Annotated in this window: 21 protein-coding genes and 1 riboswitch; of the genes, 6 read left to right on the plus strand and 15 right to left on the minus strand. The window is 68.3% G+C overall.

Translation table 11 applies throughout. The features are described from left to right. Positions 1-78: 78 nt before the first annotated feature. The 6 genes from queF to BMY69_RS02585 form a co-directional block, all read right to left on the minus strand. Positions 79-906, minus strand: coding sequence for an NADPH-dependent 7-cyano-7-deazaguanine reductase QueF (queF, locus tag BMY69_RS02560; RefSeq protein ID WP_090175578.1), 828 nt, complete (start codon positions 904-906; stop codon positions 79-81). A 70-nt stretch (positions 907-976) separates the two neighbouring features. Beyond that, positions 977-1,969, minus strand: coding sequence for an aldo/keto reductase (locus BMY69_RS02565; RefSeq protein ID WP_090175230.1), 993 nt, complete (start codon positions 1,967-1,969; stop codon positions 977-979). Then, entirely contained in the window at positions 1,966-2,415 is a 450-nt protein-coding gene (locus BMY69_RS02570) for a MerR family transcriptional regulator (protein ID WP_090175231.1), read from the minus strand. Before BMY69_RS02570 ends, BMY69_RS02565 begins: the two co-directional genes overlap by 4 nt. Positions 2,416-2,479: 64 nt before the next feature. Next, positions 2,480-2,875, minus strand: coding sequence for an acyl-CoA thioesterase (locus BMY69_RS02575; RefSeq protein ID WP_090058578.1), 396 nt, complete (start codon positions 2,873-2,875; stop codon positions 2,480-2,482). 134 nt (positions 2,876-3,009) lie between these two features. Then, positions 3,010-4,038 carry a ribonucleotide-diphosphate reductase subunit beta gene (locus BMY69_RS02580; RefSeq protein ID WP_090175232.1) on the minus strand — a complete coding sequence of 343 codons (1,029 nt, stop codon included), beginning with the start codon at positions 4,036-4,038 and terminating at the stop codon, positions 3,010-3,012. Between the two features lie 165 nt (positions 4,039-4,203). Next, on the minus strand, positions 4,204-6,711 hold the full coding sequence (locus BMY69_RS02585; protein ID WP_090175579.1) for a ribonucleoside-diphosphate reductase subunit alpha: 2,508 nt from the start codon (positions 6,709-6,711) through the stop codon (positions 4,204-4,206). A gap of 167 nt (positions 6,712-6,878) precedes the next feature. Beyond that, positions 6,879-7,091, minus strand: a riboswitch (cobalamin riboswitch). A gap of 162 nt (positions 7,092-7,253) precedes the next feature. On the opposite strand from BMY69_RS02585, the gene BMY69_RS02590 reads away from it, so the two are divergent. Beyond that, positions 7,254-9,188, plus strand: coding sequence for a response regulator (locus BMY69_RS02590; RefSeq protein WP_090175233.1), 1,935 nt, complete (start codon positions 7,254-7,256; stop codon positions 9,186-9,188). A 53-nt stretch (positions 9,189-9,241) separates the two neighbouring features. Here the strand turns inward: BMY69_RS02590 and BMY69_RS02595 are convergent, their stop codons facing one another. Both BMY69_RS02595 and BMY69_RS02600 read right to left on the minus strand, forming a co-directional pair. Next, a complete protein-coding gene (locus tag BMY69_RS02595) occupies positions 9,242-10,150 on the minus strand; it encodes an SDR family oxidoreductase (RefSeq protein ID WP_090058566.1) in 909 nt (302 codons plus the stop codon). An 81-nt stretch (positions 10,151-10,231) separates the two neighbouring features. Beyond that, positions 10,232-10,744, minus strand: coding sequence for a DUF2501 domain-containing protein (locus tag BMY69_RS02600; protein WP_218143110.1), 513 nt, complete (start codon positions 10,742-10,744; stop codon positions 10,232-10,234). 120 nt (positions 10,745-10,864) lie between these two features. On the opposite strand from BMY69_RS02600, the gene BMY69_RS02605 reads away from it, so the two are divergent. The 3 genes from BMY69_RS02605 to BMY69_RS02615 all read left to right on the plus strand — a co-directional run bounded on the left by BMY69_RS02605 (position 10,865) and on the right by BMY69_RS02615 (position 17,681). After that, positions 10,865-13,417, plus strand: a complete 2,553-nt coding sequence (locus tag BMY69_RS02605; protein ID WP_090175235.1) for a family 78 glycoside hydrolase catalytic domain — start codon at positions 10,865-10,867, stop codon at positions 13,415-13,417. A 55-nt stretch (positions 13,418-13,472) separates the two neighbouring features. Then, on the plus strand, positions 13,473-15,149 hold the full coding sequence (locus BMY69_RS02610) for an AMP-binding protein (RefSeq protein ID WP_090175236.1): 1,677 nt from the start codon (positions 13,473-13,475) through the stop codon (positions 15,147-15,149). Positions 15,150-15,257: 108 nt separating this feature from the next. Continuing rightward, positions 15,258-17,681: a glucose/quinate/shikimate family membrane-bound PQQ-dependent dehydrogenase gene (locus BMY69_RS02615; protein WP_090175237.1), complete on the plus strand. Its 2,424-nt coding sequence runs from the start codon at positions 15,258-15,260 to the stop codon at positions 17,679-17,681. On the opposite strand, the gene BMY69_RS02620 is transcribed toward BMY69_RS02615, so the two are convergent. Both BMY69_RS02620 and BMY69_RS02625 read right to left on the minus strand, forming a co-directional pair. Continuing rightward, positions 17,647-18,852, minus strand: a complete 1,206-nt coding sequence (locus BMY69_RS02620; protein ID WP_090175238.1) for an MFS transporter — start codon at positions 18,850-18,852, stop codon at positions 17,647-17,649. The two genes, BMY69_RS02615 and BMY69_RS02620, sit on opposite strands and share 35 nt — an antisense overlap. A gap of 167 nt (positions 18,853-19,019) precedes the next feature. Further along, positions 19,020-19,532, minus strand: coding sequence for a gluconokinase (locus BMY69_RS02625; RefSeq protein ID WP_255364437.1), 513 nt, complete (start codon positions 19,530-19,532; stop codon positions 19,020-19,022). Positions 19,533-19,606: 74 nt separating this feature from the next. Between BMY69_RS02625 and ltaE the strand changes: the two genes are divergently transcribed. After that, positions 19,607-20,620 (plus strand): low-specificity L-threonine aldolase, encoded by a 1,014-nt coding sequence (ltaE, locus tag BMY69_RS02630; RefSeq protein ID WP_090175582.1) that lies wholly within the window; start codon positions 19,607-19,609, stop codon positions 20,618-20,620. On the opposite strand, the gene BMY69_RS02635 is transcribed toward ltaE, so the two are convergent. The 4 genes from BMY69_RS02635 to BMY69_RS02650 form a co-directional block, all read right to left on the minus strand. Next, entirely contained in the window at positions 20,614-21,396 is a 783-nt protein-coding gene (locus BMY69_RS02635; RefSeq protein ID WP_090058547.1) for an N-acetylmuramoyl-L-alanine amidase, read from the minus strand. The genes ltaE and BMY69_RS02635 overlap by 7 nt on opposite strands. Beyond that, on the minus strand, positions 21,393-21,833 hold the full coding sequence (locus BMY69_RS02640) for a hypothetical protein (RefSeq protein WP_090175239.1): 441 nt from the start codon (positions 21,831-21,833) through the stop codon (positions 21,393-21,395). The genes BMY69_RS02635 and BMY69_RS02640 overlap by 4 nt, the downstream gene beginning before the upstream one ends. Positions 21,834-21,922: 89 nt before the next feature. Then, positions 21,923-23,035, minus strand: coding sequence for a cell division protein ZapE (zapE, locus tag BMY69_RS02645; RefSeq protein WP_090175240.1), 1,113 nt, complete (start codon positions 23,033-23,035; stop codon positions 21,923-21,925). Further along, positions 23,032-23,730 carry an alpha/beta hydrolase gene (locus BMY69_RS02650; protein WP_090175583.1) on the minus strand — a complete coding sequence of 233 codons (699 nt, stop codon included), beginning with the start codon at positions 23,728-23,730 and terminating at the stop codon, positions 23,032-23,034. The genes zapE and BMY69_RS02650 overlap by 4 nt, the downstream gene beginning before the upstream one ends. 48 nt (positions 23,731-23,778) lie before the next feature. Between BMY69_RS02650 and BMY69_RS02655 the strand changes: the two genes are divergently transcribed. Then, positions 23,779-24,396 carry an acyl carrier protein phosphodiesterase gene (locus BMY69_RS02655; protein ID WP_090175241.1) on the plus strand — a complete coding sequence of 206 codons (618 nt, stop codon included), beginning with the start codon at positions 23,779-23,781 and terminating at the stop codon, positions 24,394-24,396. Here the strand turns inward: BMY69_RS02655 and BMY69_RS02660 are convergent. Then, positions 24,368-24,865 carry a c-type cytochrome gene (locus BMY69_RS02660; RefSeq protein WP_090059034.1) on the minus strand — a complete coding sequence of 166 codons (498 nt, stop codon included), beginning with the start codon at positions 24,863-24,865 and terminating at the stop codon, positions 24,368-24,370. The two genes, BMY69_RS02655 and BMY69_RS02660, sit on opposite strands and share 29 nt — an antisense overlap. Positions 24,866-24,886: the final 21 nt, after the last annotated feature.

The raw sequence follows: 24,886 nt of genomic DNA on the forward strand, positions 1-24,886 counted from the left end.
TCCCGTCGCCGCGGCAGGTTACAGGCTATACAACTAAAGGCAAGACCAATGAAGAACGCATGAATGCGCCATTCATCCTTACTGGCGCGCCCCGCGCGGGTTGCCCGGGACGGCGTTCGCGTCGGTGCTGCGGAACGGGTTGATGTCCAGTCCGCCCCGGCGCGTGTAGCGCGCGTACACGGAGAGCTCGCGCGGGGCGCAGCGCGCGCGGATGTCCATGAAAATGCGCTCGACGCATTGCTCGTGGAATTCCGTGTGGTTGCGGAACGAGACGAGGTAGCGGAGCAACCCCGCGTGATCGATGCGGCGGCCCGCATAGGCGATCTGCACGCTGCCCCAGTCCGGCTGCCCGGTGACCGGGCAGTTCGAACGGAGCAGATGGGACACGACCGTCTCGCTCGCATCGCCGTCCAGCGTGCCGAGAAAATCGGCGCGGGGCGGACCGTAGCTGTCGAAATCGAGGTCCTGGTCGTCGAGGAGCTGGCCCTCCGGCTCCCCGAGCGGGCAGCCGTCCAGCTCGTTCGGAGCGCGAAGCCACACTTCGGCTCGGCCGCCGGCCGCGGCGGACAGGTCGCGCTGCAGGGTGCCGTGGACGATGTCCGGCCCCGCCATGCGCTCCTGCGCGAAGCTGTTCAGATACAGCTTGAACGACTTGGATTCGACGATGTTGGGCGTGGTCGCCGGGAAACGGAACTCCGCCACGGCCACGACGGGCTTGCCGCGCATGTCGAGCCACGACAGCTCGTAGCCGTTCCAGACGTCCACGCCGTGGAAGGGGAGGTCGGCACCATCGACGCCGATCTCGTCGCGCTTGCCCTGGCGGGGAATCGGGAACAGCAGGCCGGCGTCGTAGCGGTCGGCGTAGGTCGTGGTCTTGCCCAGCGGGGAGTGTTCGGGGGACGACATGGCGGTTTGCAGCTGCGTACAAACCGCCATTATAGGCCACCTGCCGGTTCGCCCCTGGATCCGGCGAACGTCAGGCGTTGATCGATCCCATCATGTTCGACGCGTAGCGGTCGCCCACGGCCGAATCGGGCGGGAACACCGCGTCGATCTCCGCGATTTCCCCAGCGCTGAGCACCACGTCCGTCGCGGCGGCGTTCTCCTCGAGGTACTTCACGCGCTTCGTGCCCGGGATCGGCACGACGTCGTCGCCCCGGGCGATGACCCAGGCGAGCGCCAGCTGCCCGGGCGTGCAGCCCTTGTCGGCGGCGAAGGCCTTCACCTTTTCCACGATCGCGAGGTTCTTGGTGAAGTTCTCGCCGGTGAAGCGTGGGTTGACGCGGCGATAGTCGTCCTCGGCGAAGTCCTCCGGCTTCGTGATCGCGCCGGTCAGGAAGCCGCGACCCAGCGGGCTGTAGGCGACGAAGGCGATGCCGTTCTCGCGGCAGGCGGCGAGCGTGCCCGTGGTCTCCGGGTCGCGCGTCCACAACGAGTATTCGCTCTGCAACGCGGCGATGGGGTGCACCTTCGCCGCGCGTGCGATCGACTCGGCCGACGCTTCCGACAGGCCGAGATAGCGCACCTTGCCTTCCTCGACGAGGCGGGCCATCGCGCCGACCGTTTCCTCGATCGGCACCGTGCGATCGACACGATGCTGGTAATACAGGTCGATGTGGTCGGTCTGGAGGCGGCGCAGGCTGCCTTCGACGGAGGCCCGGACGTACTCCGGCCGGCCGCTGATGCCGCGCTTCGTCGGGTCGGCGGGGTCGCGGACGATGCCGAACTTGGTGGCGAGGAAGACGGCGTCGCGGCGGCCCTTGAGCGTGCGGCCGATCAGCTCCTCGTTGGTGTGCGGACCGTAGGCGTCGGAGGTGTCCCAGAACGTGATGCCCAGATCGAGCGCGCGTTCCAGCGTGGCGATCGATTCCTTCTCGTCGCCCTGGCCGTAGAACTCGCTCATGCCCATGCAGCCGAGTCCCTGGATCGATACGGCCGGTCCGTTCTTGCCGAGTTGGCGGGTCTTCATGCGTGTTTCCTCCGGTTCGAGGGGGTGTCCGCCGTCGACGCCGGCGGGACCGTCGTGTCGGGCGTGGGGAGGGGTTCATCGGGGTAGATCGCGCGGTACAGGGCGATCTTCTCGTCCAGCCGCGCGATGGTTTCCGTGAGGTCGACGAGCTGGCCGCGCAGGTAGGCGGCGTGGCGGGCGAGCAGGTCGCCGCGCAGGCGGATGCTCTCGGGCGTCTCGCCGAGGCGGCGAAGCCGCACGTATTCCTGGATGTCCCGCATGGACATCCCGGTGCCGCGCAGCCGGACCACGAAGCCGATGAGGCGCAGGTCGGTGTCGCCGTAGACGCGCTGGCCGCCGCGCCGGGGCACGGGATCGATCAGGCCGATCTGTTCGTAATAGCGAAGGGTGTACGCCGTGAGGCCGGTCGCGAGCGCGGCCTCGGCGATGGTCATCGAGGTAGGCATTCGACGAGCCTACCCCTTCGAGTGCACTCGAGGTCAAGGCCCCTGTCCGGGGCCCCGGTGCTGGTCAGTGGACCGGCGTGGGCTTGTGCTCGGCGTCCAGCGCGATCATCGTGAAGGTGCCGCGCGTGCACAGCTCGCGCTCACCCGTGATGAGGTCCTCGGTGTACATGGCGACGTCCACCTTCATGGACGTGCGGCCCACCGAGACGACCGTGGCGATCAGCTCCACCATCTGGCCCTTGCGCACCGGGACGTGGAAATCGACCTGCTCGGAGCGGGCGGTGACCACGACCTTCCGCGAGTAGCGCGAGGCGGCGAGGAACGCCGCCTTGTCCATCCACGCCAGCGCCTGGCCGCCGAAGAGCGTGCCCAGGTGGTTGGTGTGGTCCGGAAAGACGATCTCGAGGACACGGGCCTCGGTGGGGCGGGCGACGGGAAGGTTGGGGACGTTTTCGGTCATGGTGGGCGGATTCTACCGTGAAATGCTGCACTGCGGCATGAGCTGCCCTGCGTCGCCGCTCCGTCGGCTTTCGCCGATACGATCGGCTCCCACCCCTTCGGTAGCCAGCATGCGAAGGGGTGGATCCCGGCGCATCAGAACGACTGGTCGAACGCCACCTCGCCCTGCACGCCCACCTGGTAGGAGGAGACGCGTCGCTCGAAGAAATTGGTCAGTTCCTGGACGTCCTGCAGGTCCATGAAGTCGAAGGGGTTCTTCGCGCCGTACTTCTTCGGCATGTCGAGCTGGACCAGGCGCTGGTCGGCGCAGTATTCGAGGTACTGGCGCATGTCGTTGACCGAAAGACCGGCCACGCCGCCCGAGAGCACGTCGGCCGCGAACTGCGTTTCGCAGGCGATCGCGTCTTCCAGCATCGCCTCGACCTGCTGGCGCATCGCGTCGTCGAAGAGGTCCGGTTCCTGCTCGCGCACGGTGCGCACGACCTCGAACGCGAACGCCATGTGGCCGGACTCGTCGCGGAACACCCAGTTGGTTCCCGAGGCGAGGCCGTGCAGCAGACCGCGCGAACGCAGGTAGTACACGTAGGCGAACGCGGCGAAGAAGAACAGGCCTTCGATGCACGCGGCGAAGCAGATCAGGTTGAGGAGGAACTGACGGCGGTGCTCGCGCGTCTCCAGGCGGTTGAGGTCCTGGATCGAGTCGATCCACTTGAAGCAGAACTCGCCCTTCTGGCGGATCGAGGGGATGCTTTCGATCGCCGCGAACGCCTTGTTTCGCTCGGCCGGCTCGGGGATGTAGGTGTCCAGCAGCGTGAGGTAGAACTGCACGTGCAGCGCTTCCTCGTACAGCTGGCGCGAAAGGAACATGCGCGCCTCGGGGGAGTTCACGTGCTGGTACAGGTTGAGCACCAGGTTGTTCGACACGATCGTGTCGCCCGTGGCGAAGAACGCCACGAGGCGATGGATCAGGTGACGGTCCGCGTCCGACATCTTCGACTTCAGGTCGGTGACGTCGAGCGAGAAGTCCACCTCCTCCACCGTCCACGTGTTGCGGATCGCGGCACGATACATCTCGTAGAACTGCGGGTATTTCATCGGCCGCAGCGTGAGCTCGAAGCCGGGATCGAGGATGTGGGTGTCGCGGGTGATGGGAGAAGCGGACATGGATGTGGGGCCTCGGAATTCGAAAAGGGTGCTGCTGGGAGATGGGGGAAGGAAGTGGGGGCGCTGCGCTCGGCAGTCCGACGGGGCCGGTGGCGCTACATGAGCCTCACCGGAACCCTCGGGCGATCGTCCATGCGCCCCCCATTCCCATCCCCCAGCCCGGCTTTACTGGCAGGCTTCGCAGTATTCGGGGTTCTCGAGCGAGCAGAACACCGCGGCTTCCGCCTGTTCCTGCGCGTCCTTCGACGGCGCGACGGGTGCCGGCGCGGCGGCCGCGGAGCTGACCGTCGTCTTCGCGATCCGGGTGGCCGGCCGCGAGCGCAGGTAGTAGGTCGTCTTGATGCCGGCCTTCCACGCGTACATGTACATGGACGACAGCTGCCCGATGTTCGGGTTCTCCATGAACAGGTTCAGCGACTGGCTCTGGTCGATGTATGCGCCGCGCGCGGCGGCCAGGTCGATCAGGGCCTTCTGCGGCAGCTCCCACGTGGTGCGATACACCGCGCGCAGCTCGGCCGGGATCGCGGCGATGCCCTGCACGGAGCCTTCGGCCAGCTTGATCTGGTCGCGGATGTCCGCGGTCCACAGGCCGAGCGTCTTGAGCTCCTCGACGAGGTAGCGGTTGACGACGAGGAAGTCGCCCGACAGCGTCTCGCGCTTGAAGAGGTTGGACACCTGCGGCTCGATGCATTCGTAGCAGCCGGCGATCGAGGCGATCGTCGCGGTCGGCGCGATGGCGATCAGCAGCGAGTTGCGCAGGCCCTTCGCCTTGATGTTCTCGCGTAGCTTCGCCCAGCGGTCGTCCTTTCCGGTCGGCGTCGCTGCCGGCCAGTAGTCGAACTGCAGCTCGCCGTTGGCGGCGCGGCTCTCGTCGAAGCCCGGGTGGGCGCCGTCGCGTTCGGCGATCTCGTTCGACATCGACAGCGCGTGGAAGTAGATCTCTTCCTGGATGCGCGTCGACAGCGCGCGTGCCTCGTCCGAATCGAACGGCAGGCGCAGTTTGAAGAAGACGTCCTGCAGGCCCATCACGCCGAGGCCGACCGGGCGCCACTTCAGGTTCGCCGTCTTCGCCGTGGCGATCGGATAGAAGTTCAGGTCGATCACGCGGTTGAGCTGGCGCACGGCGGTGCGCACGGTCGCGGCGAGCTTGTCGAAGTCGAACGCGCCGTCGACCACATGGCGGGCGAGGTTCACGGAGCCGAGGTTGCACACCGCGGTCTCGTTCTCGTTGGTCACCTCGAGGATCTCGGTGCACAGGTTCGACAGGTGGATGACGTTCTTCGCCAGCGCCGTCTGGTTGCTGGTGGCGTTCGAGCGGTCCTTGAACGTCATCCAGCCGTTACCCGTCTGCGCGAGCGAGCGCAGCATGCGGGCATAGAGTTCGCGTGCCTTGATCGACTTGACGGCGAGGCCGTCGGCCTCCGCCTTCTCGTAGGCGGCGTCGAACGCCGGACCCCACGTGTCGACGAAGTGCGGCACGATCTTGGGATCGAACAGCGACCAGTCGCCGTCGGTCTCCACGCGGCGCATGAAGAGGTCGGGCACCCAGTTGGCGAGGTTGAGGTTGTGCGTGCGGCGCGCGTCGTCGCCGGTGTTCTCTCGCAGCTCGAGGAATTCCTCGATGTCGGCATGCCACGATTCGAGGTACACGCAGGCGGCGCCCTTGCGCTTGCCGCCCTGGTTCACGGCGGCGACGGAAGCGTCCAGCGTCTTCAGCCACGGCACGAGGCCGTTCGAATGACCGTTGGTGCCCTTGATCAGGGAGCCGCGCGAACGGATGCGCGAGTAGGCGAGGCCGATGCCGCCGGCGAACTTGGACAGCTGCGCGACGTCGCCGTACTTGGCGTAGATCGACTCCAGCGCGTCCTGCGGCGAATCGAGCAGGAAGCACGACGAGAGCTGCTCGTGCGCGGTGCCGGCGTTGAACAGCGTCGGCGAGCTGGCGAGGTATTCCAGCGACGAGAGCATGCGGTACAGCTCGAGCGTCTCGGCCACGTCGTTGCCGCCGAGCGCGCACGCGATGCGCATGAAGAAGTACTGCGGCGTCTCGATGACGAAGCGCTTCGTCGGGTGGCGCAGCAGGTAGCGATCGTAGACCGTGCGCAGGCCGAAGTATTCGAAGCGGCGCGAGGCGGAGGTATCGACGGCGTCGTTGAGCTTGCGCGCGTTCACCTGCACGAAATCGCGGAGGCGCTCGTTGAGGATGCCCAGCTCGAAACCGGTCGAGATCGACTGCGAGAACGAGTGGATGTCCTGGCCCGACACTTCCTTGTCGACGAAGGCGGCGAGCAGGCGCGCGGCGAGCTGGCCGTACTCCGGCTCCTCGGCGGTGAGCGCGGCGGCGGTACGGATCGAGAGCTGGTCGAGCTCCTGGGTGGTCGCGCCGTCGTAGAGGCCGCCGATCGTCTTCAGCGCCACGCGCATGGGGTCGACCGCGAACAGTCCGTCGGCGCTGCGCGTCACCGCGCGCACGATCTTGTTCACGTCCACGGCTTCCTGGCCGCCGTTGCGCTTGGTCACGCGCATCTGGCCCGGGTTGTGCGGGGGTGTCAGGGTGAAGGCCGGCGGCGCGTCGTTGCGGTAGCCGGCGGCCGGCGCCGTGCCGGCGGCCGTGGTCGAAGTGGTGACGGCGGCGTCGGCCGTCTCGGTGCGCTCGCGCGCGGAGGAATCCATCGTGATCGTCATTGGCGTGCCCCAGGGCCGTGTCCGGACTCCCGTTCCCTCGAACGGGTCTCGACGCGGTTCGGGCCGGGCGGAAAGGGTCGCGACGGAGCGCGCACGAAGGCGCTCCGGTCCGCGACGTGCCTCCCCGCGGAAGCCGTCACCACGAATCGGCGCCGCGCTGGGCACCGATTGTCGGCAGGTCTTCGGACTCGTGGACGAGGGCCTTCGGGCCGACCTAGCCCGTCGCTTCCCAGCCCCCGGAGGGCCAGTGCTGATGACGGGGTCGTTTCCACTTACCGCTGCGGGGCAGTTCCGGATTCGCACCGGATTCCCTTTTAAGTCCGACGGGCAGTCGCGCCTCGCTGGACACCAACGCGACACACGATATAGGCGGACCTGCGGTGGGTCAACACAAGATGTGGGGTCACCTGCCATGTCCCTGATACGCCGTGCCCTGCCGCCCTTCGCGCGATGTGAAGGTCGTCTACACAAAGTTGACCGGGGTCCGACGATAAACTGTGAACTTCTTCTTGCGGACCCATAGAGGCCCGATGCCCCCGTCGCTCGCGCTGCAGGACCACAGCCTCATCTCCCGGTCGCTCGATTCGCTTCCTTATGGATTCGTGGCGCTTTCTCCCGCCGGGGACATCCTGTACGCGAACGCGTGGGCCGCCGGCCGGATGCCCGAAGGGGGCTTCCTGTCGATGTGGAACGCCGAGGGGCGCGAACGCGTCGAAGCGGCTCTGGCCGTGCCAGGCGAAGAGACCGCGCGCGGCTTCCAGATCGCGACGGCGACCGGCGGCCCGTGGCGGGTCGCTTTCGAAGCATGGAACGATCAGGCCCTCGGGCCGGTGGTGCTCGGGACCTTCCAGCCCGCGGGCGCCGTCGATGGTGGCTGGACCCAGGGCGACGGCGACATGGCACTGGGGATCACCCACGGCCAGCTCCGCCAGGCCCAGAAGATGGACGCCATCGGCAAACTGACCGGCGGCGTCGCGCACGACTTCAACAATCTGCTGCAGGTCATCAGCGGCAACCTCCAGCTGCTCGGGGCGGACATCGCCGGCAACGCGCGCGCCGAGCGCCGCGTCGCCAACGCCATGGCCGGCGTCACGCGCGGCACGAAGCTCGCCGCCCAGCTGCTCGCCTTCGGCCGACGCCAGCCGCTCGCGCCCAAGGTGGTGAACATCGGCCGCTTCGTCCGCGACATGGACGACCTGCTCCGGCGCGCGCTCGGCGAGGCCATCGAGGTGGAAACCGTGGTCGCGGGCGGCCTGTGGAACACGCTCATCGATCCGGGCAACGTGGAGAACGCGCTGCTCAACCTGGCGATCAATGCCCGCGACGCGATGGAGGGGCAGGGCAAGCTCACGATCGAGGCCGGCAACGCGCTGCTGGACGCGACGTACGCGGACGCCCATGGCGACCTGCGTCCGGGCCAGTACGTGATGATCGCGGTCACCGATACGGGCACCGGCATTCCCCCGGAGATCATCGAGCAGGTCTTCGAACCGTTCTTCACGACCAAGCCCGAAGGACGGGGCACGGGCCTCGGCCTGTCCATGGTCTACGGCTTCGTCAAGCAGTCCGGCGGTCACGTGAAGATCTACAGCGAACCCGGCCACGGCACCACCGTGAAGATCTACCTGCCGCGTTCGACGCAGAGCGAGGACCGCGTCGTCGCGGTCGAGGAGGAAGGCGTGCGTGGTGGTGACGAAACCGTGCTGGTCGTGGAAGACGACGACGCCGTGCGCGAGACCGTCGTCGGCATGCTCGGCGATCTCGGCTATCGCGTGCTCAAGGCGCGCGACGCGCAGAGCGCGCTCTCGATCATCGAAAGCGGCATCGCGATCGATCTCCTGTTCACCGACGTCGTCATGCCCGGCACGCTGCGCAGCCCCGAGCTGGCGCGAAAGGCGGTCGAGCGGCAGCCGGGCATCGCCGTGCTCTTCACTTCCGGCTATACCGAGAACGCGATCGTCCACGGCGGCCGTCTCGACGAAGGCGTGGAGCTGCTGAGCAAGCCCTATACGCGCGACCAGCTCGCACGCCGCGTCCGCCACGTGCTTGCCACGCGGCAGCGCCCGGCGGATCCCATCGCGGCGGTGGCTCCGTCGGAATCGGACCGGGTCGCGCCACTGCGCGTGCTCGTGGTCGAGGACGACGCATTGATCCGCATGTCGATCAGCGAAATGCTCGAGAGCCGCGGGCACATCGTCTTCGAGGCTGGCGACGGCACCGAGGCCACTCGGCTGCACGCGTCGGAGACGATCGATGTCCTGCTGGCCGACGTCGGCCTTCCCGGTATCAGCGGCGTCGAACTCGCCGCGCGACTTCGGAAATCCCAACCGACGCTTCCGGTGCTCTACGCCACGGGCGATCACCTCGCCAATGGCGTCGTCCGCGACGAGCGCACGGCGATCATCGTGAAACCGTATGGCGTCGCGGATCTCATGCAGGCGATCGACCGCATCGCGCGTCGTTGAGGCATTCTCATCGCGGTGGGAGCGTGCTCCCACCGCGGCTTAGCCACTGTTCCTCAGGGCAACATGTGCCCGCCGGTCACGCCATACGTCTCGCCCGTGATGAAGCTGGCTTCCTGGCTCGCCAGCAGCACGTAGACGGGCGCGCATTCCACCGGCTGTCCGGGCCGCTTGAGCGGCACGTTCTTGCCGAATTCGACGACTTTCTCCTGCGGCTGACCGCCACTCGGCTGCAGCGGCGTCCACACCGGACCGGGGGCGACCGCGTTCACGCGGATGCCTTTCTCGGCCGCCTGCTTCGCCAATGCCTTGGTGAACGCCACGATGGACGCCTTCGTCTGCGCGTAGTCGAGCAGGATATCGGACGGCTCATAGGCCTGGATCGACGCGGTGTTCACGATCGCGGCCCCGGGCGGCATGTGCGGCATGGCGGCCTTGGTGAGCCAGAACAGCGCGAAGACGTTCGTGCGGAAGGTCGACTCGAACGACTCGCTGTCGAGCTCGTCGATCGACTTCGCGAACTGCTGGCGACCTGCCACGTTCGCGAGGATGTCGAGGCCGCCGAGCTCCTTCACGGTGGTCGCGACCAGTTCCTTGCAGAAGGCCTCGTCGGCGAGATCGCCGGGCACGCCGATGATCGTATGACCCTCGCCGCTCAGCAGGGCGATGACCTCGTCGGCGTCCTTCTGTTCTTCCGGCAGGTAGTTGATGACGACATCCGCGCCTTCGCGCGCGAACGCGATGGCGGCAGCGCGACCGATGCCGGAATCGCCGCCGGTGACCAGCGCCTTCCGGCCCTTCAGGCGTCCGTTGCCTCGGTAACTGGTCTCGCCGTGGTCCGGCTTGGGCACCATTTCCCGCGCGAGGCCGGGTACCGGCTGCGGCTGCTTGGAGAAATCGGGCTGCGGATACTGCGTGCGTGGATCGCGCATCGCGTACGGATCGCTGGCGGCTGCTTTCGACATGGGGGAAGCCTCGGGGTCGTGGGGAGGAGGCCTTCCTGTTTACGTGCCGGGACGTCCATGTCCCGTCCACGTCGTGTCATGTCATTTGCCCATGCCGAGCATGCCCTTGCCCTGCTTGAGGACGGCGTCGCAGACCTTGCGCGTCAGCTGGGCCTTCACGTCGCCCGCGCCGCCGGTGGCGCCACCCGCGCTGCCAAGATCGAGCGTCTTGCCGCCGGACGTCCGCAGCAGGCCCTTCGCGCCGTCGAGATACCCCTTGTCCTGGGTAGGCGCCGCCGCGGAGCTGCCCTCGGTGGGCTTGGGCGCGCTGCGGTTCTGCACGTCGCCGGTGGGAATGCCGTCGGCACCGTCGCTCCCGGCGTGAGTGCCCAGCTTGCCGAGCAACTGGTCCTTGATGCCCGACGCGCCGCTGTCGCCGCCCAGGTAATTGTTCGTCACGCAGTACTGCAGGATGCCGGCGGCGTTGCCCTTGCTGGCCGAGGTCAGCGAGCCGCCTCCACCCATCATCCCCTTGAGGCTATCGAGTTGCCCGGCGGTCGCGGGCAGGGCGGCGCAGGCGGAGGCGAGGGCGATCCCGGCGATCAGCGTCTTCATGGCGTGCTCCATGGTCGAAGGTGCGGATGGGATACCGCGTCGCGCGTTAGATGGATGTATGGACGGCCACGCCGCCGCGTTATGCTCGACGACGACCGAAGATGAAAAAAGGCCCCCGCCTTGCGCAAACGCCATGTCGCCCTCGCTGGCGCACTGCTCGTCCTGTCGCCCCTCGCCACCGCGGCGGTCACGCTGTCCCTGCCACGCGTCGAGCGCAGCGACACCCCCGGTTACGTCGATGTCTCCGCACCGCGCTTCTCGTGGGTCGTGCGCGACCACCGGAACGGCACCGTGCAGCTGGGCTATCGCATCGTGGTATCGGCCGGGGGCGGCATCGTATGGGATAGCGGCGAGGTCGACGATCCCCGATCGTTCGACATCGCGTATGCGGGACCCATGCTGAAACCAGGCACACGCTATACATGGCGAGTCGCGGTCCGCACGAACCACGGTAAGGCCGAGGCGTCGTCGTATTTCGACACGGCGCTGGACGAGCCGGGCTGGCGCGGCGCGCGATGGATCGGCAAGCCCGCCGACACATTGCCCGCGCCGCTGCTGCGAAAGCCGTTCGCGATCGACGGCGTGGTCGAGCGCGCGACGCTGTACGTCGCCGCCGGCGGCTACGCGGACGTCGCGATCGACGGCCAGCCCGTCAGCGACGCCGTGCTGTCGCCGGGGTTCACCGACTATGGGAAGCGTGTCGAGGTGGTCGCGCACGATGTGTCCCTCGCGCCCGGCGACCACACCCTCACCGCGGAGCTCGGGCGGGGCTTCTACGGCCTGACCAACGTCAACGTGTGGCATTGGGAGAAGGCGCCCTGGCACGGCAAGCCGAGGATCCGCGCGTTGCTTCGGGTGCGTTACGAGGACGGCCGCAGCGAAGACGTCGTCACGGACGAAAGCTGGCAGGTGGCGGACGGTCCGACGCGCCTGGACGACCTCTACGGCGGCGAAACGTACGATGCGCGCGCCGCTACGCCAGCGCGATGGTCGGCTGCCGCCGCGCTACCCGCGCCCGCGGGACGCCTCGTCGCGCAGACCGAGCAACCGATCCGCGTGATCGAGACGCTGAAAGCGAGCGAGGTCACGGAGCCCGTGCCCGGAACCTACGTCGTCGCTTTCCCGCGCGTCATCGCGGGATGGGCGACGTTCGACCTGAGTGGTCCGGCGGGCACGACGGTCGTCGCGCATTACGGGGAGACGCTCGCGCCCGACGGCACCGTGCAATGGCGTGACGAACACCACTACGTGAAAGGCGACTTCCAGACGGACCGGATCACGCTCGCTGGCGGCCCTCTGCGCTGGCATCCGAAGTTCTCGTACAAGGGCTTCCGCTACGTGCAACTCGAAGGCTGGCCGGGAGGCAAGCCACGGCCTGAGGCCATCACGGCGCAGGTGGTCCACACCGACGTCGCGATCACCGGGCGCTTCGACAGCTCGAACGCGCTGCTGAACTGGATCCATCGCGCCACCGTCGACACGATGCTGAACAACCTCCACGGCATCCCGACAGATACACCGATGTACGAGAAGAACGGCTGGACCGGCGACGGCATGCTCGCGGCGGACATGTTCCTGCGCAACGTCGACGCCGATCGTCTGCTCGCGAAATGGGTGCGCGACATCGCGGACACGCGCAACGCCGAAGGGGCGCCGCTGCTCATCGCACCGAACCCGGGCTGGGGCACGGGCCGGGCACCGACCTGGCACTCGGCCTATGTGTTCGTGCCGTGGTCCTTGTGGATGTTCGCGGGCGATCGTCGGCCGATCGACGAGCACATCGACGGCATCGCACGCTATGTGGCGCTGGAGGATGCGCGTTCGCCGGGCGGCATCGCGGATACCGACCTCGGCGACTGGGTCAGTCCGGAGAGCGATCCGGGCGGCGGCAACGCGCCGGAAGACAAGCGGATCGCCGCCACGGCCTATCTCTACGGCATGGAAAAGACGACCGCCGCGATGCTGAGGCTCACCGGCAACGAAGCCGGGGCCCGCGCGTTCGACGCGAAGGCGGCGCGCGTGCGTGACGCGTTCAACGCGCGCTTCCTCGATCGCGAGGCCGCGCGCTACCGGGGTGAGGGCGACGATGGTTATCGGCAGGCGCACAACCTGCTCGCGCTGGCGTTCGGTCTCGTGCCCGACGATCTGCGGGCGCGGGTGGCCGATGGCGTCGCCGCCGATGCGAGAGCGCGCGGCGACCACCTCAGCACCGGTGCGCTCGCGACGAAGGTCATCCTTCCGGTGCTCACCGCCACCGGACACCAGGACGAAGCATGGGCGATCGCCACGCAGGTGACGTTCCCGAGCTGGGGATTCTGGCGAGCGAACGGCGCGACGAGCCTCTGGGAACACTGGAAGCTCGCCTCGCGCTCGCGCGGCCATTACTTCCTCGGCACGATCGACGACTGGCTCTACGGCGACGTCGCCGGCCTGCGTCCGCTCGAACCGGGCTGGCGCCGTTTCGAAGTGCGGCCGCAGTTGACGGCATTCCTCGACCACGCCTCGGCCAGCGTGATGACGCCGCATGGCGAGGCATCGGTCGCGTGGCGCAAGACGCGCGGCAAGGTGGAGGCGGATGTCGTGGTACCGGTCGGCACCGAGGCTACCATCGTGCTGCCCGGGGCGCCGGATCGCGTCGTCGGCGCGGGCAGGCATCACCTCGCCTCGCGTTGATCGCGCGCCGTTACGATCGACCACGCCGGCTCATGATCTGAAGAAGGAACCCAGGATGCTCCACCCTCCGAGCTACGTCCACGGCGCGAGCGATACGCCCCTCCTGGGCGAAACCGTCGGCGCGCTTCTCGACCGCATCGTCGCCCGCTGGCCTGAACGCCCCGCACTCGTCGTGCGCGCCCAGGGCATTCGCTGGACTTACGCGCGGTTCGCGGAGGAGGTGGAGCGGGTCGCCGCCGGGCTGCTCGCGCTGGGCCTCGAGCCAGGCGACCGGGTGGGCATCTGGGCGCCGAACCGCGCCGAGTGGGTCGTCGCGCAGTTCGCCGCGCCCAAGGCCGGCCTCATCCTCGTCAACATCAATCCCGCCTATCGCTCGCACGAGCTGGCGTATTCGCTCAACAAGGTCGCCTGTCGCACACTGATCCTTCCGCGCAACTTCAAGACGTCGCATTACCTGGAGATCCTGCTCGGCCTCGCGCCCGAACTGGCGACCGCACCGGCGGGCCGCTGGCGCGCCGCCGCTCTGCCCGACCTGCGCCACGTGATCCTGCTCGACGACGAGGCCGCGCCCGGCACGCTGCGCTGGCAGGACATCGCAGCGGACGCGGCGGCGCGTGAGCGGCTGGCCGTGGAGGCGGCGCTGTCGTTCGACGACCCGGTCAACATCCAGTTCACCTCGGGCACGACGGGCGCGCCGAAGGGGGCAACGCTCACGCACCACAACATCGTCAACAACGGCTTCTTCATCGGCGAAGCGATGCGCCTCACCGAGGAAGACCGCCTGTGCATTCCCGTGCCGTTCTATCACTGCTTCGGCATGGTGCTGGGCAATCTCGCCTGCGTGACGCACGGCGCCTGCATGGTGATCCCGGGAGAAGGTTTCGACGTGCTCGCGACGCTCGAAACCGTCGCCGAGGAACGCTGCACCGCCCTCCACGGCGTGCCGACGATGTTCATCGCCGAACTGGAACATCCCCGCTTCCGCGAGTTCGACCTCACGAGCCTGCGCACCGGGATCATGGCGGGTTCGCCATGCCCGATCGAAGTGATGCGCCGGGTGGTCCGCGACATGCACATGGCGGACGTGACCATCGCCTACGGCATGACGGAAACCAGCCCCGTCAGCTTCCAGACGGTGACGGACGACCCGCTGGACCTGCGCGTATCGACGGTCGGCCGCGTCCATCCGCATGTGGAAGTGAAGATCGTGGACGAGGCGGGTCGCGTCGTTCCGCGCGGCACGCCCGGAGAGCTGCTGACGCGCGGCTATTCCGTGATGCGCGGTTACTGGAACGACGACGAGAACACGCGACGCGCGCTGGACGACGCGCGCTGGATGCACACCGGCGACCTGGCCGTGCTCGACGACGACGGCTACTGCAGCATCGTCGGGCGCCTGAAGGACATGATCATCCGTGGCGGCGAGAACATATATCCACGCGAAATCGAGGAGTTCCTCTACGGACACCCCGACATTCAGGACGTGCAGGTCTTCGGCGTGCCCGACGCGAAGTTCGGCGAGCAGGTCTGCGCGTGGATCCGCATGCGCGACGGCGCGCGACTGACGGTCGCCTCGGTGCAGGATTACTGCCGTCGGCACCTCGCGTACTTCAAGGTGCCGCACTACGTACGGTTCGTCGACGCCTTTCCCATGACCGTGACGGGCAAGGTACAGAAGTACCTGATGCGTGAGGCGATGGTGGCGGAACTCGCGCGGACGGCAGCGCCCTAGCCGGGGAAGTGCGATGCGAAAGATGCACAGCCCTCCACCCGGGATTCACGCGCCGGCCTCATCGCCTGGTGCAACGTAAGGCATCCGGTGTCGGCAGGAGCAACCCAGGTGAGTGCAGCGAGGCGGTTCCACCCCGCGATCATCGTCACGACGGTCGTTTTCGCGGTGCTGGGCGCCGCGGTGCTGATCGGCGGCATTCGCCTCGTCGGTCTTGGTGGCTCGCCCTATTACGCGGTGGCGGGCGCGTGGACCCTGCTCGTCGCCCTGCTCGTCGCGTTCCGGTCGCGCCTCGCGCTGCCGACCTACGGTGTCCTCCTCGTCGCGACGGCCGCCTGGTCGGTCTGGGAAGTGCGCTGGGACTTCTGGCAGCTTCTGCCACGCCTCGACGTGTGGTTCGTGCTTGGCTTGTGGCTGCTCCTTCCCTGGGTGCGGCGGGGTCTGGGCGACGCGTCCGGCGCGTCGCGCCGGACTGGATCCGCCGTCCTGCTCGTCGGGCTTCTGGTGGTCGCCGCCGTCGGCATCGCCGGGGCGGTCCATGGTGACCACGACCTGGCCGGCGAGTTGCCGATGGCGCGGGTCGCCGGCGAGAGCGCGGATGCCGCGATGCGTCCGGATGCCGACTGGACCGACTACGGCGGCTCGCCGTTCGGCCAGCGCTACTCGCCGCTGACGCAGATCACCCCTGAGAACGTCTCGCGGCTCGAGGTGGCCTGGAAGATCCAGACCGGCGACACGCCGGGCCCTGACGATCCGACCGAAACCACGTCGGAAAACACGCCGCTGAAGATCGGCGACACCGTCTACCTGTGCACGCCGCACAGCCGGGTGATCGCGGTCGACGCGGCCACGGGCGCGACGCGCTGGCGGTTCGATCCGCAAATACGCAGCCCGGTCGGCTTCAAGCATTGGGAACACATGACCTGCCGTGGCGTGTCGTATCACGACGACGCGAAGTACGGGACCGCGGCACCCCAGGCGACCTGCTCGCGTCGGCTGTTCCTGCCGACGGCGGACGCGCGACTCATCGCGCTCGATGGGGACTCCGGCAAACCCTGCCCGGACTTCGGCAACGCCGGCAGCGTCGACCTGCGCGCGAACATCGGTCCTTTCACGCCCGGCGGCTACTACTCGACGTCGCCACCGGCGGTGACGAAGGACCTCGTGATCATCGGCGGCCACGTCACCGACAACGAATCCACGAACGAGCCGTCCGGCGTGATCCGCGCGTTCGACGTGCACGACGGCCATCTGGTGTGGAACTGGGATCCGGGCAACCCCGAGGCGACGGCGCCGATCGCGCCAGGCGAAACGTACACGCGCAACTCCCCGAACGTGTGGTCGCTCTTCAGCGTGGATGAAGGGCTCGGCATCGTCTACCTGCCGATGGGCAACCAGACGCCCGACCAGTTCGCGGCCGGGCGAACGCCGACTTCCGAAACCTACGGCGCGGGCATCGTGGCGCTCGACGTCGCGACCGGAAAGGTGCGCTGGAACTATCAGTTCACCCACCACGATCTCTGGGACATGGACATCGGAGGGCAGCCGACGCTGATGGACCTGCAGACCGCCGACGGGGTGAGGCCGGCGCTGCTCGCGTCGACGAAGCAGGGCAGCGTGTACGTGCTGGATCGCCGCGACGGCACGCCCATCGTTCCCATACGCGAAGTGCCGCGGCCGCAGGGTGCCGTGCCCGGGGATCATACGTCGCCCACGCAGCCGATGTCGGACCTGAACTTCGCGCCGCCCGACCTGCGCGAACGCGACATGTGGGGCACGACGCCGCTGGACCAGCTGTGGTGTCGCGTGCGCTTCCGTTCGCTGCGCTACGAAGGCATGTTCACGCCGCCGTCGGAGCAGGGCTCGCTCGTGTTCCCCGGCAACTTCGGCGTGTTCGACTGGGGTGGTATCTCGGTCGATCCGGCACGCCAGCTGATGCTCATCAATCCAAGCTACATGGCTTTCCAGTCGCGGCTGATCCCGAAGGAAAAACTCGAGAAGATGGAAGTCGGCCCCGCGAAGAGCGAAACGGAAGGCGTGAAGCTCGCGAAGGGCATCCCCTATGGCATCGAACTTTCCGCGTTCCTCTCGCCATTGGGCATCCCGTGCCAGGCACCGCCGTGGGGTTATGTCGCGGGCGTGGATCTGCGCACCGGCACCATGGCGTGGCGGCACAAGAACGGCACCATCGTCGACAGCGCGCCGTTGCCCATTCCGATGCCGCTCGGTGTCCCGAGCCTCGGCGGCATGGTGACCACCGCGGGTGGCGTGACCTTCCTTACCGGCACGCTGGACTACTACGTGCGCGGCTACGACGTGAGAACCGGACGGAAGCTGTGGCAGGCGCGCTTGCCCGCGGGCGGCCAGGCGACACCGATGACCTACGCGGATGCATCGGGTCGTCAGTACCTGCTCGTGACCGCGGGCGGCCATGGCTCGCTGGGCACGAAGCAGGGCGACTGGGTCATCGCCTATGCGCTGCCGAAGGGAACCGCGCCGGTCAGTCCTTCGCCGCGTCCGGCAGGAACGCCGTGAGCAGCCCGATCAACGGCAGGAACGCGCAGATGCCGTACACGGCCTCGATACCGATGTGGTCGGCGAGTTCGCCGAGCACGGCGGCGCCGATGCCGCCCATGCCGAACGAGAAACCGTAGAACAGCCCCGAGATCATGCCGACCTTGCCCGGGACCAGCTCCTGCGCGAACACCACGATCGCGGGAAACGCCGACGCCAGGATGAGCCCGATCGCCACGGTGAGCGGGCCCGTCCAGAACAGGCTCGCGTAGGGCAGCAGCAGCGTGAAGGGCAAGGTGCCGAGGATCGAGAACCAGATCACGCGCTTGCGGCCGATGCGATCGCCCAGCGGCCCGCCGAGCATCGTGCCTACCGCGACGGCGGCGAGGAACGCGAACAGGTGGTACTGCGCGCTTTCGACCGACACGCCGAAGCGATGGATGAGGAAGAGCGTGAAGTAGCTGGTGAGGCTGGCGAGGTACACGTACTTGGAGAAGATCAGCGCGAGAAGCACCGCGATCCCGCGACGCGCGCGGCGGCTAACGGGTGCGGCGTCGCCATGCTTCGCGCCGCCGCGGGCCAGCCGCGGCAGCCCGTAGTGCCGGTACCACTGGCCGACGTTCCAGAGGATGGCGGCGGAAAGAAGCGCGAGCAACGCGAAGAACGCGAGACTCGACTGGCCCCAGCGGACCACCACCAGCGCCGCGGCGAGCGGGCCGAGTGCCTGGCCGGCGTTGCCACCCACCTGGAACAGCGACTGCGCGAGGCCATGGCGCCGGCCGGCGGCCATGCGCGCGACACGCGACGATTCCGGATGGAACACCGACGAACCCACGCCCAGCAACGCCGCTCCGGCAAGCAGGAGCGGATACGCATGCGCCTGCGAAAGCACCAGCAGCCCGGCCAGCGAAAACAACGTGCCGACGGGCAGGGCGAGCGGCGTCGGGCGTCGGTCGGCATAGAGGCCCACCATCGGCTGCAGGATCGACGCGGTGATCTGCCAGGTGAGCGTGATCAGGCCGATCTGCCCGAAGTCGAGCGAGAACTCGGACTTGAGTCCCGGATAGATCGCCGGCAGCAGCGATTGCATCATGTCGTTGAGCAGATGGCAGAAACTGATCGCGAAGATCACGCCGTAGACGGTCGTGTCCGCGCGGGGGCCATCCAGCGCCGCTTCGGCGGGGGCTTGCATGGGCGTTCTCGGATTCGGGGAGCGCCTATGAGAACACGGAAACCGCGCGCCTGGGGCCGCTCCGCAAGGTCCGTGGGAGCGGCCCCGGCCGCGACATCGTTTCGCGAGGCGTCACAGGCCCTGTTGGCTCGACGCGAAGAGCGGTCGCGTCCAGGTCCGCTCCTGCGTCAGGAGGCCTCGCGGCAGCCGGCCCGGATGATGCACTCGACGACCTCCGCAGGCGCCGGGCCGATCGCGACCGCCAGCGCTTCGTCGTCGCCCGGCGGCTCGAGCGTCGCCAGCTGGCTGTCGAGCAGGGCAGGGTCGAAGAAATGCCCGGACCGTGCCCGCAGGCGTTCCGCCAGCAGCTCCCGCGTTCCGTGCAGATAGACGAACGCGACGTCGTCGTGGCCCGAGCGCAGGAAATCGCGATAGCGGCGCTTCAGCGCCGAACAGGCCAGCACGAGCGATGCGCCGCGGGCCCGGTAAGCGTCCATGGTCGCCACGATCGCCTCCAGCCACGGCTGGCGGTCCGCATCGTCGAGCGGCACGCCGCGTGCCATCTTCTCGCGGTTCGCGGACGGATGCAGATCGTCGCCGTCGACGAAATCCTGGCCGAGCCGCGTGGCGAGGGCCTCGCCGATCGTGCTCTTGCCGCTGCCGGAGACACCCATGACGATCGTGATCATGCGCGGCAGCATGCCGCGAGCCAGGCCATGGATTCGTGAACGCCATCACGTACCATCGTCCGGTCATCCCCATCGAAGCCCGGACCATGCGAATCGTCGACCTGCGCAGCGACACCGTCACCCAGCCCACCGACGCCATGCGCGAGGCGATGCTGCGCGCGCCGGTCGGCGACGACGTGTACGGCGAGGATCCCACGGTCAACGCGCTGCAGGAGCGGCTCGCCGGCGAGCTCGGCTTCGCCGCCGCGCTGTTCGTGCCCACGGGCACGCAGAGCAACCTGCTCGCCCTGATGAGCCATTGCGAGCGCGGCGACGAATACATCGTCGGCGCCGACGCGCATACCTATCGCTTCGAAGGCGGTGGCGCCGCGGTGCTGGGTTCCATCCAGCCCCAGCCGATCCCCCAGGACGCGGACGGCACGCTGCCGCTCGACCGTATCGAAGCGGCGATCAAGCCGGACGATCCGCACTTCGCGCGCACGCGACTGATCGCGCTGGAGAACACGTGGCACGGCCGCGCGCTGCCGTTCGGCTACCTGGCGCAGGCGCGCGAGCTCGCCACGCGGCGCGGGCTCGGTTTCCATCTCGACGGGGCGCGCCTCTACAACGCGGCGATCGCGTACGGTCGCCCGGCGCGCGACGTCGTGGAAGGTTTCGACAGCGTGTCGGTATGCCTGTCGAAAGGCCTCGGCGCACCCGTCGGTTCGGTGCTGCTCGGCAGCCGCGAACTCATCCACCGCGCGCGCCGGTGGCGCAAGGTGACCGGTGGCGGCTGGCGCCAGGCGGGCATGCTCGCCGCGGCGGCGATGCACGCGCTGGACCATCATGTCGAGCGGCTGGCCGACGATCACGCGCGTGCCGCGCGTCTCGCCGATGGCCTGCGCGCGATCGAGGGTCTCGACGTGAAGGGGTGCCACACCAACATGGTGTTCGTCGACGTGCCGGCGGCGAGGCTGAAGGACCTCGCCGCGCATATGGCGGAGCAGGGCATTCGCCTCAGCATCGGCTATCTGCCGTCGATCCGCCTCGTGACGCACCTGGACGTGGACGACGCGGCGATCGAACGCACGATCGCCGCGTTCGCGTCGTTCGCCTACTGACGCGGCGCCATCAGCTTGCGTTGCAGCGAGTAGAGGATCGCGGCGTCCGTGGCGTCGAGCGTGTCGGTCTCCATCGCGCGGTAATGGCGATGGAACGCCGCGATGGCGGTGCGTGGCGTCGAGACGTCGTAGCCCACGAGGCGCAGCGCCGCCAGGCTGTCGAAACCCGGCGGTGCGGGCACGAGCACGGCATCCGGCCAGAGGCCGAAACCATAGCGGGCCAGCGTGGCCCACGGGAACTGCGCGCTCGGATCGGTCTTGCGGCCCGGGGCGATGTCGCCGTGGCCGACGACGGCCTGCCGCGGAATGCCGAGTCGCGAGGTGAGATCCGCGAGCAGGCGGATCAGCGCCTGGATCTGCGCGTCGGTGAAGGGCGATTCGCCGTCATTGTCGATCTCGATGCCGATCGACGAGGAGTTGAGGTCCGTCATGTCGCCCCAGCGGGACGCGCCGGCGTGCCATGCACGATCGCCGTCGTCCACGAGCTGGTCGATGCGGCCGTCGGACTCGACGAGGTAATGCGCGCTGACCTGGCCTTCGCTGTTGCGCGTGCTCAGCACCCGCAAGGCCTCGGTCGCGTTGCCGATCGAGGTGTGGTGCAGCACGATGATCTGCGCCTTGCGCGCGTTGTAGTTGGGCGAGGGCGTCCAGTGCGCGATCGGGCTGCGCTGCGGCGCCACGCGCGGCGCGCTGGCGCAGCCGGCCAGCGTCGCCATCGCCAGCACGACCGCCGCCCGGACGGTTCGCCGCGCGACGATGGCGTGACGCGGCGTCATTCGACGCGGAAATCGCAGCTGGTGATGACCCAGTCGATCTCATCGCCGACGTCGCCGGTGTCTTCCTTCGACGCGACGACGATCTGCAGGTCGACGCAGTCATGGCCTTCGGAGAGCCATTCGGTTTTCTCGAGCGCCATGCCGCCCTGCTTCAGCGCCGCCCGCAGCGCGGACATGGTGGTGTCGCGCAGCTCGATGCCTTCGTGCATCAGGCGGCCGTGCAGCACCTCGACATCGCACAGCTTGTCGTCGAGGAAGCGCAGGCGCAGCCATTCGTGGCCCGCTTCGTCGCTGTATTCGTCCTCGTCGTCCCAGATGTTCTCGCCGGAGGACTTCCAGCCGAGCGCGTCGCGCAGTTTCTTCCGCGGCATGCCGAAGAAGATGTCAATGTTGCCTCGGCGGATGCCGCGGCCGGGAACCAGCTCGCAATGTTCCATGGCGTACCTCGTCAGTGGCGCGGGTGACCCGCCTATCAAGCATGGACGACGACGGACCCGGCCGCACAGCCGGTTCCGTCCGTGCCGTGTCAGGGTTTATGGTCACGCCCAAGGTAGTCCTCGCTCTGCATTTCGATCAGTCGCGATTCCGTGCGACCGAATTCGGCGCGCAGCTTCGCACCATCGTACAGTTCGGTGATCGGCGCGGCGGCGGAGAGGATCAGCTTGACGTGACGGTCGTAGAACTCGTCGACCATGAGGACGAAGCGCTTGGCTTCGTTCTCCGTGTAGATGGTGAACTGCGGGACGTTGGAGACGATGACGGCAGGGTAGCCCTTCGCCAGTTCGATGTAGTCGGCGACCGCGCGTGGCCCCTCGCACAGAGCGCTGAAATCGAACCAGAGGATGCCCTCGGCGCGTTTGCGCACGGCGATGTCGCGACCGTTCACCGCGATCGACCCGCCGTCCGTCACGTCGCCCTCCGCCTGGCCGGCGAAGATCTTCGCCAGCGAACGTTCGGCTTCCTGGCCGGGCGGGACGAGGAACACGGACGCCTGGCTCAGCGCGCGCAGGCGCCAGTCGCGGGGCGAGACCATCTCGTGCACCACGCAATGGCGCTCGATCGCCGCGATGGCGGGCAGGAAGCGGGCGCGTTGCAGGCCGTCCTTGTAGAGGCCCTTCGGCGGGGTGTTGGACGTGGTGACGAGGGTCACGCCGCGTGCGAACAGGCCGTCGAGCAGGCCCGCGAGGATCATCGCGTCGCCGATGTCCGACACCAGGAACTCGTCGAGGCACAGCACGCGGTGCTTGGCCGCGAGACGCGCGGCGACCTCGTCCAGCGGGCTCTGCCGCTCGCCGAGTTCGCGCAGCGTCGCGTGCACCTCGAGCATGAAGCGGTGGAAGTGTCGGCGCAGGGCGAGACCGGGCGCGAGGCTGGACACGAAGAGGTCCATAAGGAAGGTCTTACCGCGTCCGACGCTGCCCCAGAGGTAGAGTCCCGGCACGGGCTGCCGCGGCTCGTTGCCGAGCATGCTGCGTAGGCGCCCGAACAGGCCGCCGCCCGAGGGCTCGGGCGCGCAGAGCGCCGCGTGCAGGCGGTCGAACTCGGCGATCACGGGCAGCTGCGCGGGATCCGATTCCCAGCGATGGCCCGCGATGCCGTCCCGGTAGCGTTCGCCGGGCGTCGATTCCGTGCAGTTCATGCCTGGCGCGGCTCCGGCGGCCAGTCCTTCACCGCGTGCTTGATGGCGCCACGCAGGTCCATCAGCCGACGGTGGAAGAAATGGCTGGTGTCTTCCATCTTCACGAGCTGCGGGCGCTGGTCCTCGGGAATGCTCTCGACCCAGTCGTACACCGCTTGCGGCTCCACGATCTCGTCGGCGTCGCCCATCACGACCAGCCAGGGCACGCGGGGCAGGTCGATGGGACCGAAATCCCAGCCGCGGCCAGCGGCCGGCGGCGCGATGCTGATCAGCGCGCGGGCGTCCAGGCGAACGGCGTTGCGCAGCGTGACGTAGCTGCCGAACGAGAACCCGGCGAGCCAGAGGGCGGCGCCCGGTCGGGCCTTGCGGGCCCAGGCCACGACGGTGGCGAGATCCTCGCCTTCGCCATTGCCGTGGTCGAATTCGCCCTCGGAGCGGCCGACGCTGCGGAAATTGAACACGACGGTGTCCGCGCCGGACTCGCGCAGCGCGCGCTCCACCATCGTCACCACCTTGTTGTGCATGCTGCCGCCCTCGGTGGACAGCGGGTGGCAGATCACGGCCACCACGTCGCGGGACACGTCGGCGTCGGCCGGCTTCGCCTCGCATTCCAGCTTGCCTGCGGGACCCGCGAGCGCGAAGCTCAGGGTTTCGGCCGGGAAATGTTCCGGCGCACTCGGTAGAAGATCGCTCATGTCCGCCATGATAACCGCTGCCCGCCGTCCTCGCGGCCAGGCCACCCCGTGAACGTGCTGGCGCACGCCCTGCTGGCGGGTGACGACCCGGCCCTGCGGCTGGGCGGGGTCATGGGCGACTTCGTCCACGGCACCCCCGACCTCGCGCTGCCGGCGCGGGTCCGTGACGGCATTTACCTGCACCGGGCGATCGACGTATTCACCGACAGTCATCCCGCGGTGCGCGCGGCCCGGGAGCGCATGCAGCCGCCCTTCCGCCGCTACGCGGGCATCCTGCTCGACGTGTGGTTCGATCACCTGCTCGCCAACGACTTCCCGTCGTGGAGCGACACGCCGCTCGACGTGTTCTCGAACGGCCTGCGCGCCGAGCTGCGCGCCGCGGAAGCCATCCTGCCGGATGGACTCAAGCGATTCCTCGCCTACATGGACATGCATGACCTGCCGGCAGGCTATGCGCGACTCGACCGGATCGAAGGCGCCTTCGCCGGCATCTCGCGACGGCTGTCGCGAGCGAACCCCGTGGCGGACGGTGTGCCCGTGCTGCTGGCGGACGCCGAAGCGTTGCGCGGGACGTTCGCCGAATTCTTTCCGGCCTTGCGCCGGTTCGCCGCCGGGTGGGCGGCGGAGCGCATCGCGCTTACTTCGCCTGATCGACCATCCACTTGACCGTGTTGCCGACCTGTTCGTCGGTCAGCGACGGGTTGCCGCCCTTGGCGGGCATGTGGTTGCCGTCGGGGCCGGTATAGCCCTCGATCGCGTGCTTGGTGAGGGTGGCGAGGCCTTGGGCGATGCGGCTTCCCCAGGCACTCTTGTCCGCCAGCTTCGGCGCGCCGGCGACGCCGGCGGTGTGGCAGCTGTGGCAGAGGTTGTCGTAGATCGTCTTGCCGTCGGTGCTGCCGCCGTAGGCGACCTGCGAGGCAGCGGCCTTGGCGGCGGCTTCCTGCGCGGCGAGCATGGCCGCGCGGCCCGTGTCGCCGGCATAGACGGCGCCGACGGGGGCGATCCGGGCCTCGGTGCGCTTCGCGACCGCCGGATCCTGTTCCTTGGGGATGTTGCTGTAGATGGTATAGGCGATCACCATCAGGACGACGGCCAGGACGCTGAGGCCGGCGGTCAGCCACGAGAACTGACGCATGAAGTTCTGGTCGGACTTGCT

This window comes from Luteibacter sp. UNC138MFCol5.1 (assembly GCF_900110505.1).
Classification (GTDB): Bacteria; Pseudomonadota; Gammaproteobacteria; order Xanthomonadales; family Rhodanobacteraceae; genus Luteibacter.

Excerpts from the sequence above, each read along its gene's own strand:
- queF (WP_090175578.1), bottom strand. The coding sequence starts at position 906 with ATGTCGTCCCCCGAACACTCCCCGCTGGGCAAGACCACGACCTACGCC.
- BMY69_RS02565 (WP_090175230.1), bottom strand. The coding sequence starts at position 1,969 with ATGAAGACCCGCCAACTCGGCAAGAACGGACCGGCCGTATCGATCCAG.
- BMY69_RS02570 (WP_090175231.1), bottom strand. The coding sequence starts at position 2,415 with ATGCCTACCTCGATGACCATCGCCGAGGCCGCGCTCGCGACCGGCCTC.
- BMY69_RS02575 (WP_090058578.1), bottom strand. The coding sequence starts at position 2,875 with ATGACCGAAAACGTCCCCAACCTTCCCGTCGCCCGCCCCACCGAGGCC.
- BMY69_RS02580 (WP_090175232.1), bottom strand. The coding sequence starts at position 4,038 with ATGTCCGCTTCTCCCATCACCCGCGACACCCACATCCTCGATCCCGGC.
- BMY69_RS02585 (WP_090175579.1), bottom strand. The coding sequence starts at position 6,711 with ATGGATTCCTCCGCGCGCGAGCGCACCGAGACGGCCGACGCCGCCGTC.
- BMY69_RS02590 (WP_090175233.1), top strand. The coding sequence starts at position 7,254 with ATGCCCCCGTCGCTCGCGCTGCAGGACCACAGCCTCATCTCCCGGTCG.
- BMY69_RS02595 (WP_090058566.1), bottom strand. The coding sequence starts at position 10,150 with ATGTCGAAAGCAGCCGCCAGCGATCCGTACGCGATGCGCGATCCACGC.
- BMY69_RS02600 (WP_218143110.1), bottom strand. The coding sequence starts at position 10,744 with ATGAAGACGCTGATCGCCGGGATCGCCCTCGCCTCCGCCTGCGCCGCC.
- BMY69_RS02610 (WP_090175236.1), top strand. The coding sequence starts at position 13,473 with ATGCTCCACCCTCCGAGCTACGTCCACGGCGCGAGCGATACGCCCCTC.
- BMY69_RS02620 (WP_090175238.1), bottom strand. The coding sequence starts at position 18,852 with ATGCAAGCCCCCGCCGAAGCGGCGCTGGATGGCCCCCGCGCGGACACG.
- BMY69_RS02625 (WP_255364437.1), bottom strand. The coding sequence starts at position 19,532 with ATGCTGCCGCGCATGATCACGATCGTCATGGGTGTCTCCGGCAGCGGC.
- ltaE (WP_090175582.1), top strand. The coding sequence starts at position 19,607 with ATGCGAATCGTCGACCTGCGCAGCGACACCGTCACCCAGCCCACCGAC.
- BMY69_RS02635 (WP_090058547.1), bottom strand. The coding sequence starts at position 21,396 with ATGACGCCGCGTCACGCCATCGTCGCGCGGCGAACCGTCCGGGCGGCG.
- BMY69_RS02640 (WP_090175239.1), bottom strand. The coding sequence starts at position 21,833 with ATGGAACATTGCGAGCTGGTTCCCGGCCGCGGCATCCGCCGAGGCAAC.
- zapE (WP_090175240.1), bottom strand. The coding sequence starts at position 23,035 with ATGAACTGCACGGAATCGACGCCCGGCGAACGCTACCGGGACGGCATC.
- BMY69_RS02650 (WP_090175583.1), bottom strand. The coding sequence starts at position 23,730 with ATGAGCGATCTTCTACCGAGTGCGCCGGAACATTTCCCGGCCGAAACC.
- BMY69_RS02660 (WP_090059034.1), bottom strand. The coding sequence starts at position 24,865 with ATGCGTCAGTTCTCGTGGCTGACCGCCGGCCTCAGCGTCCTGGCCGTC.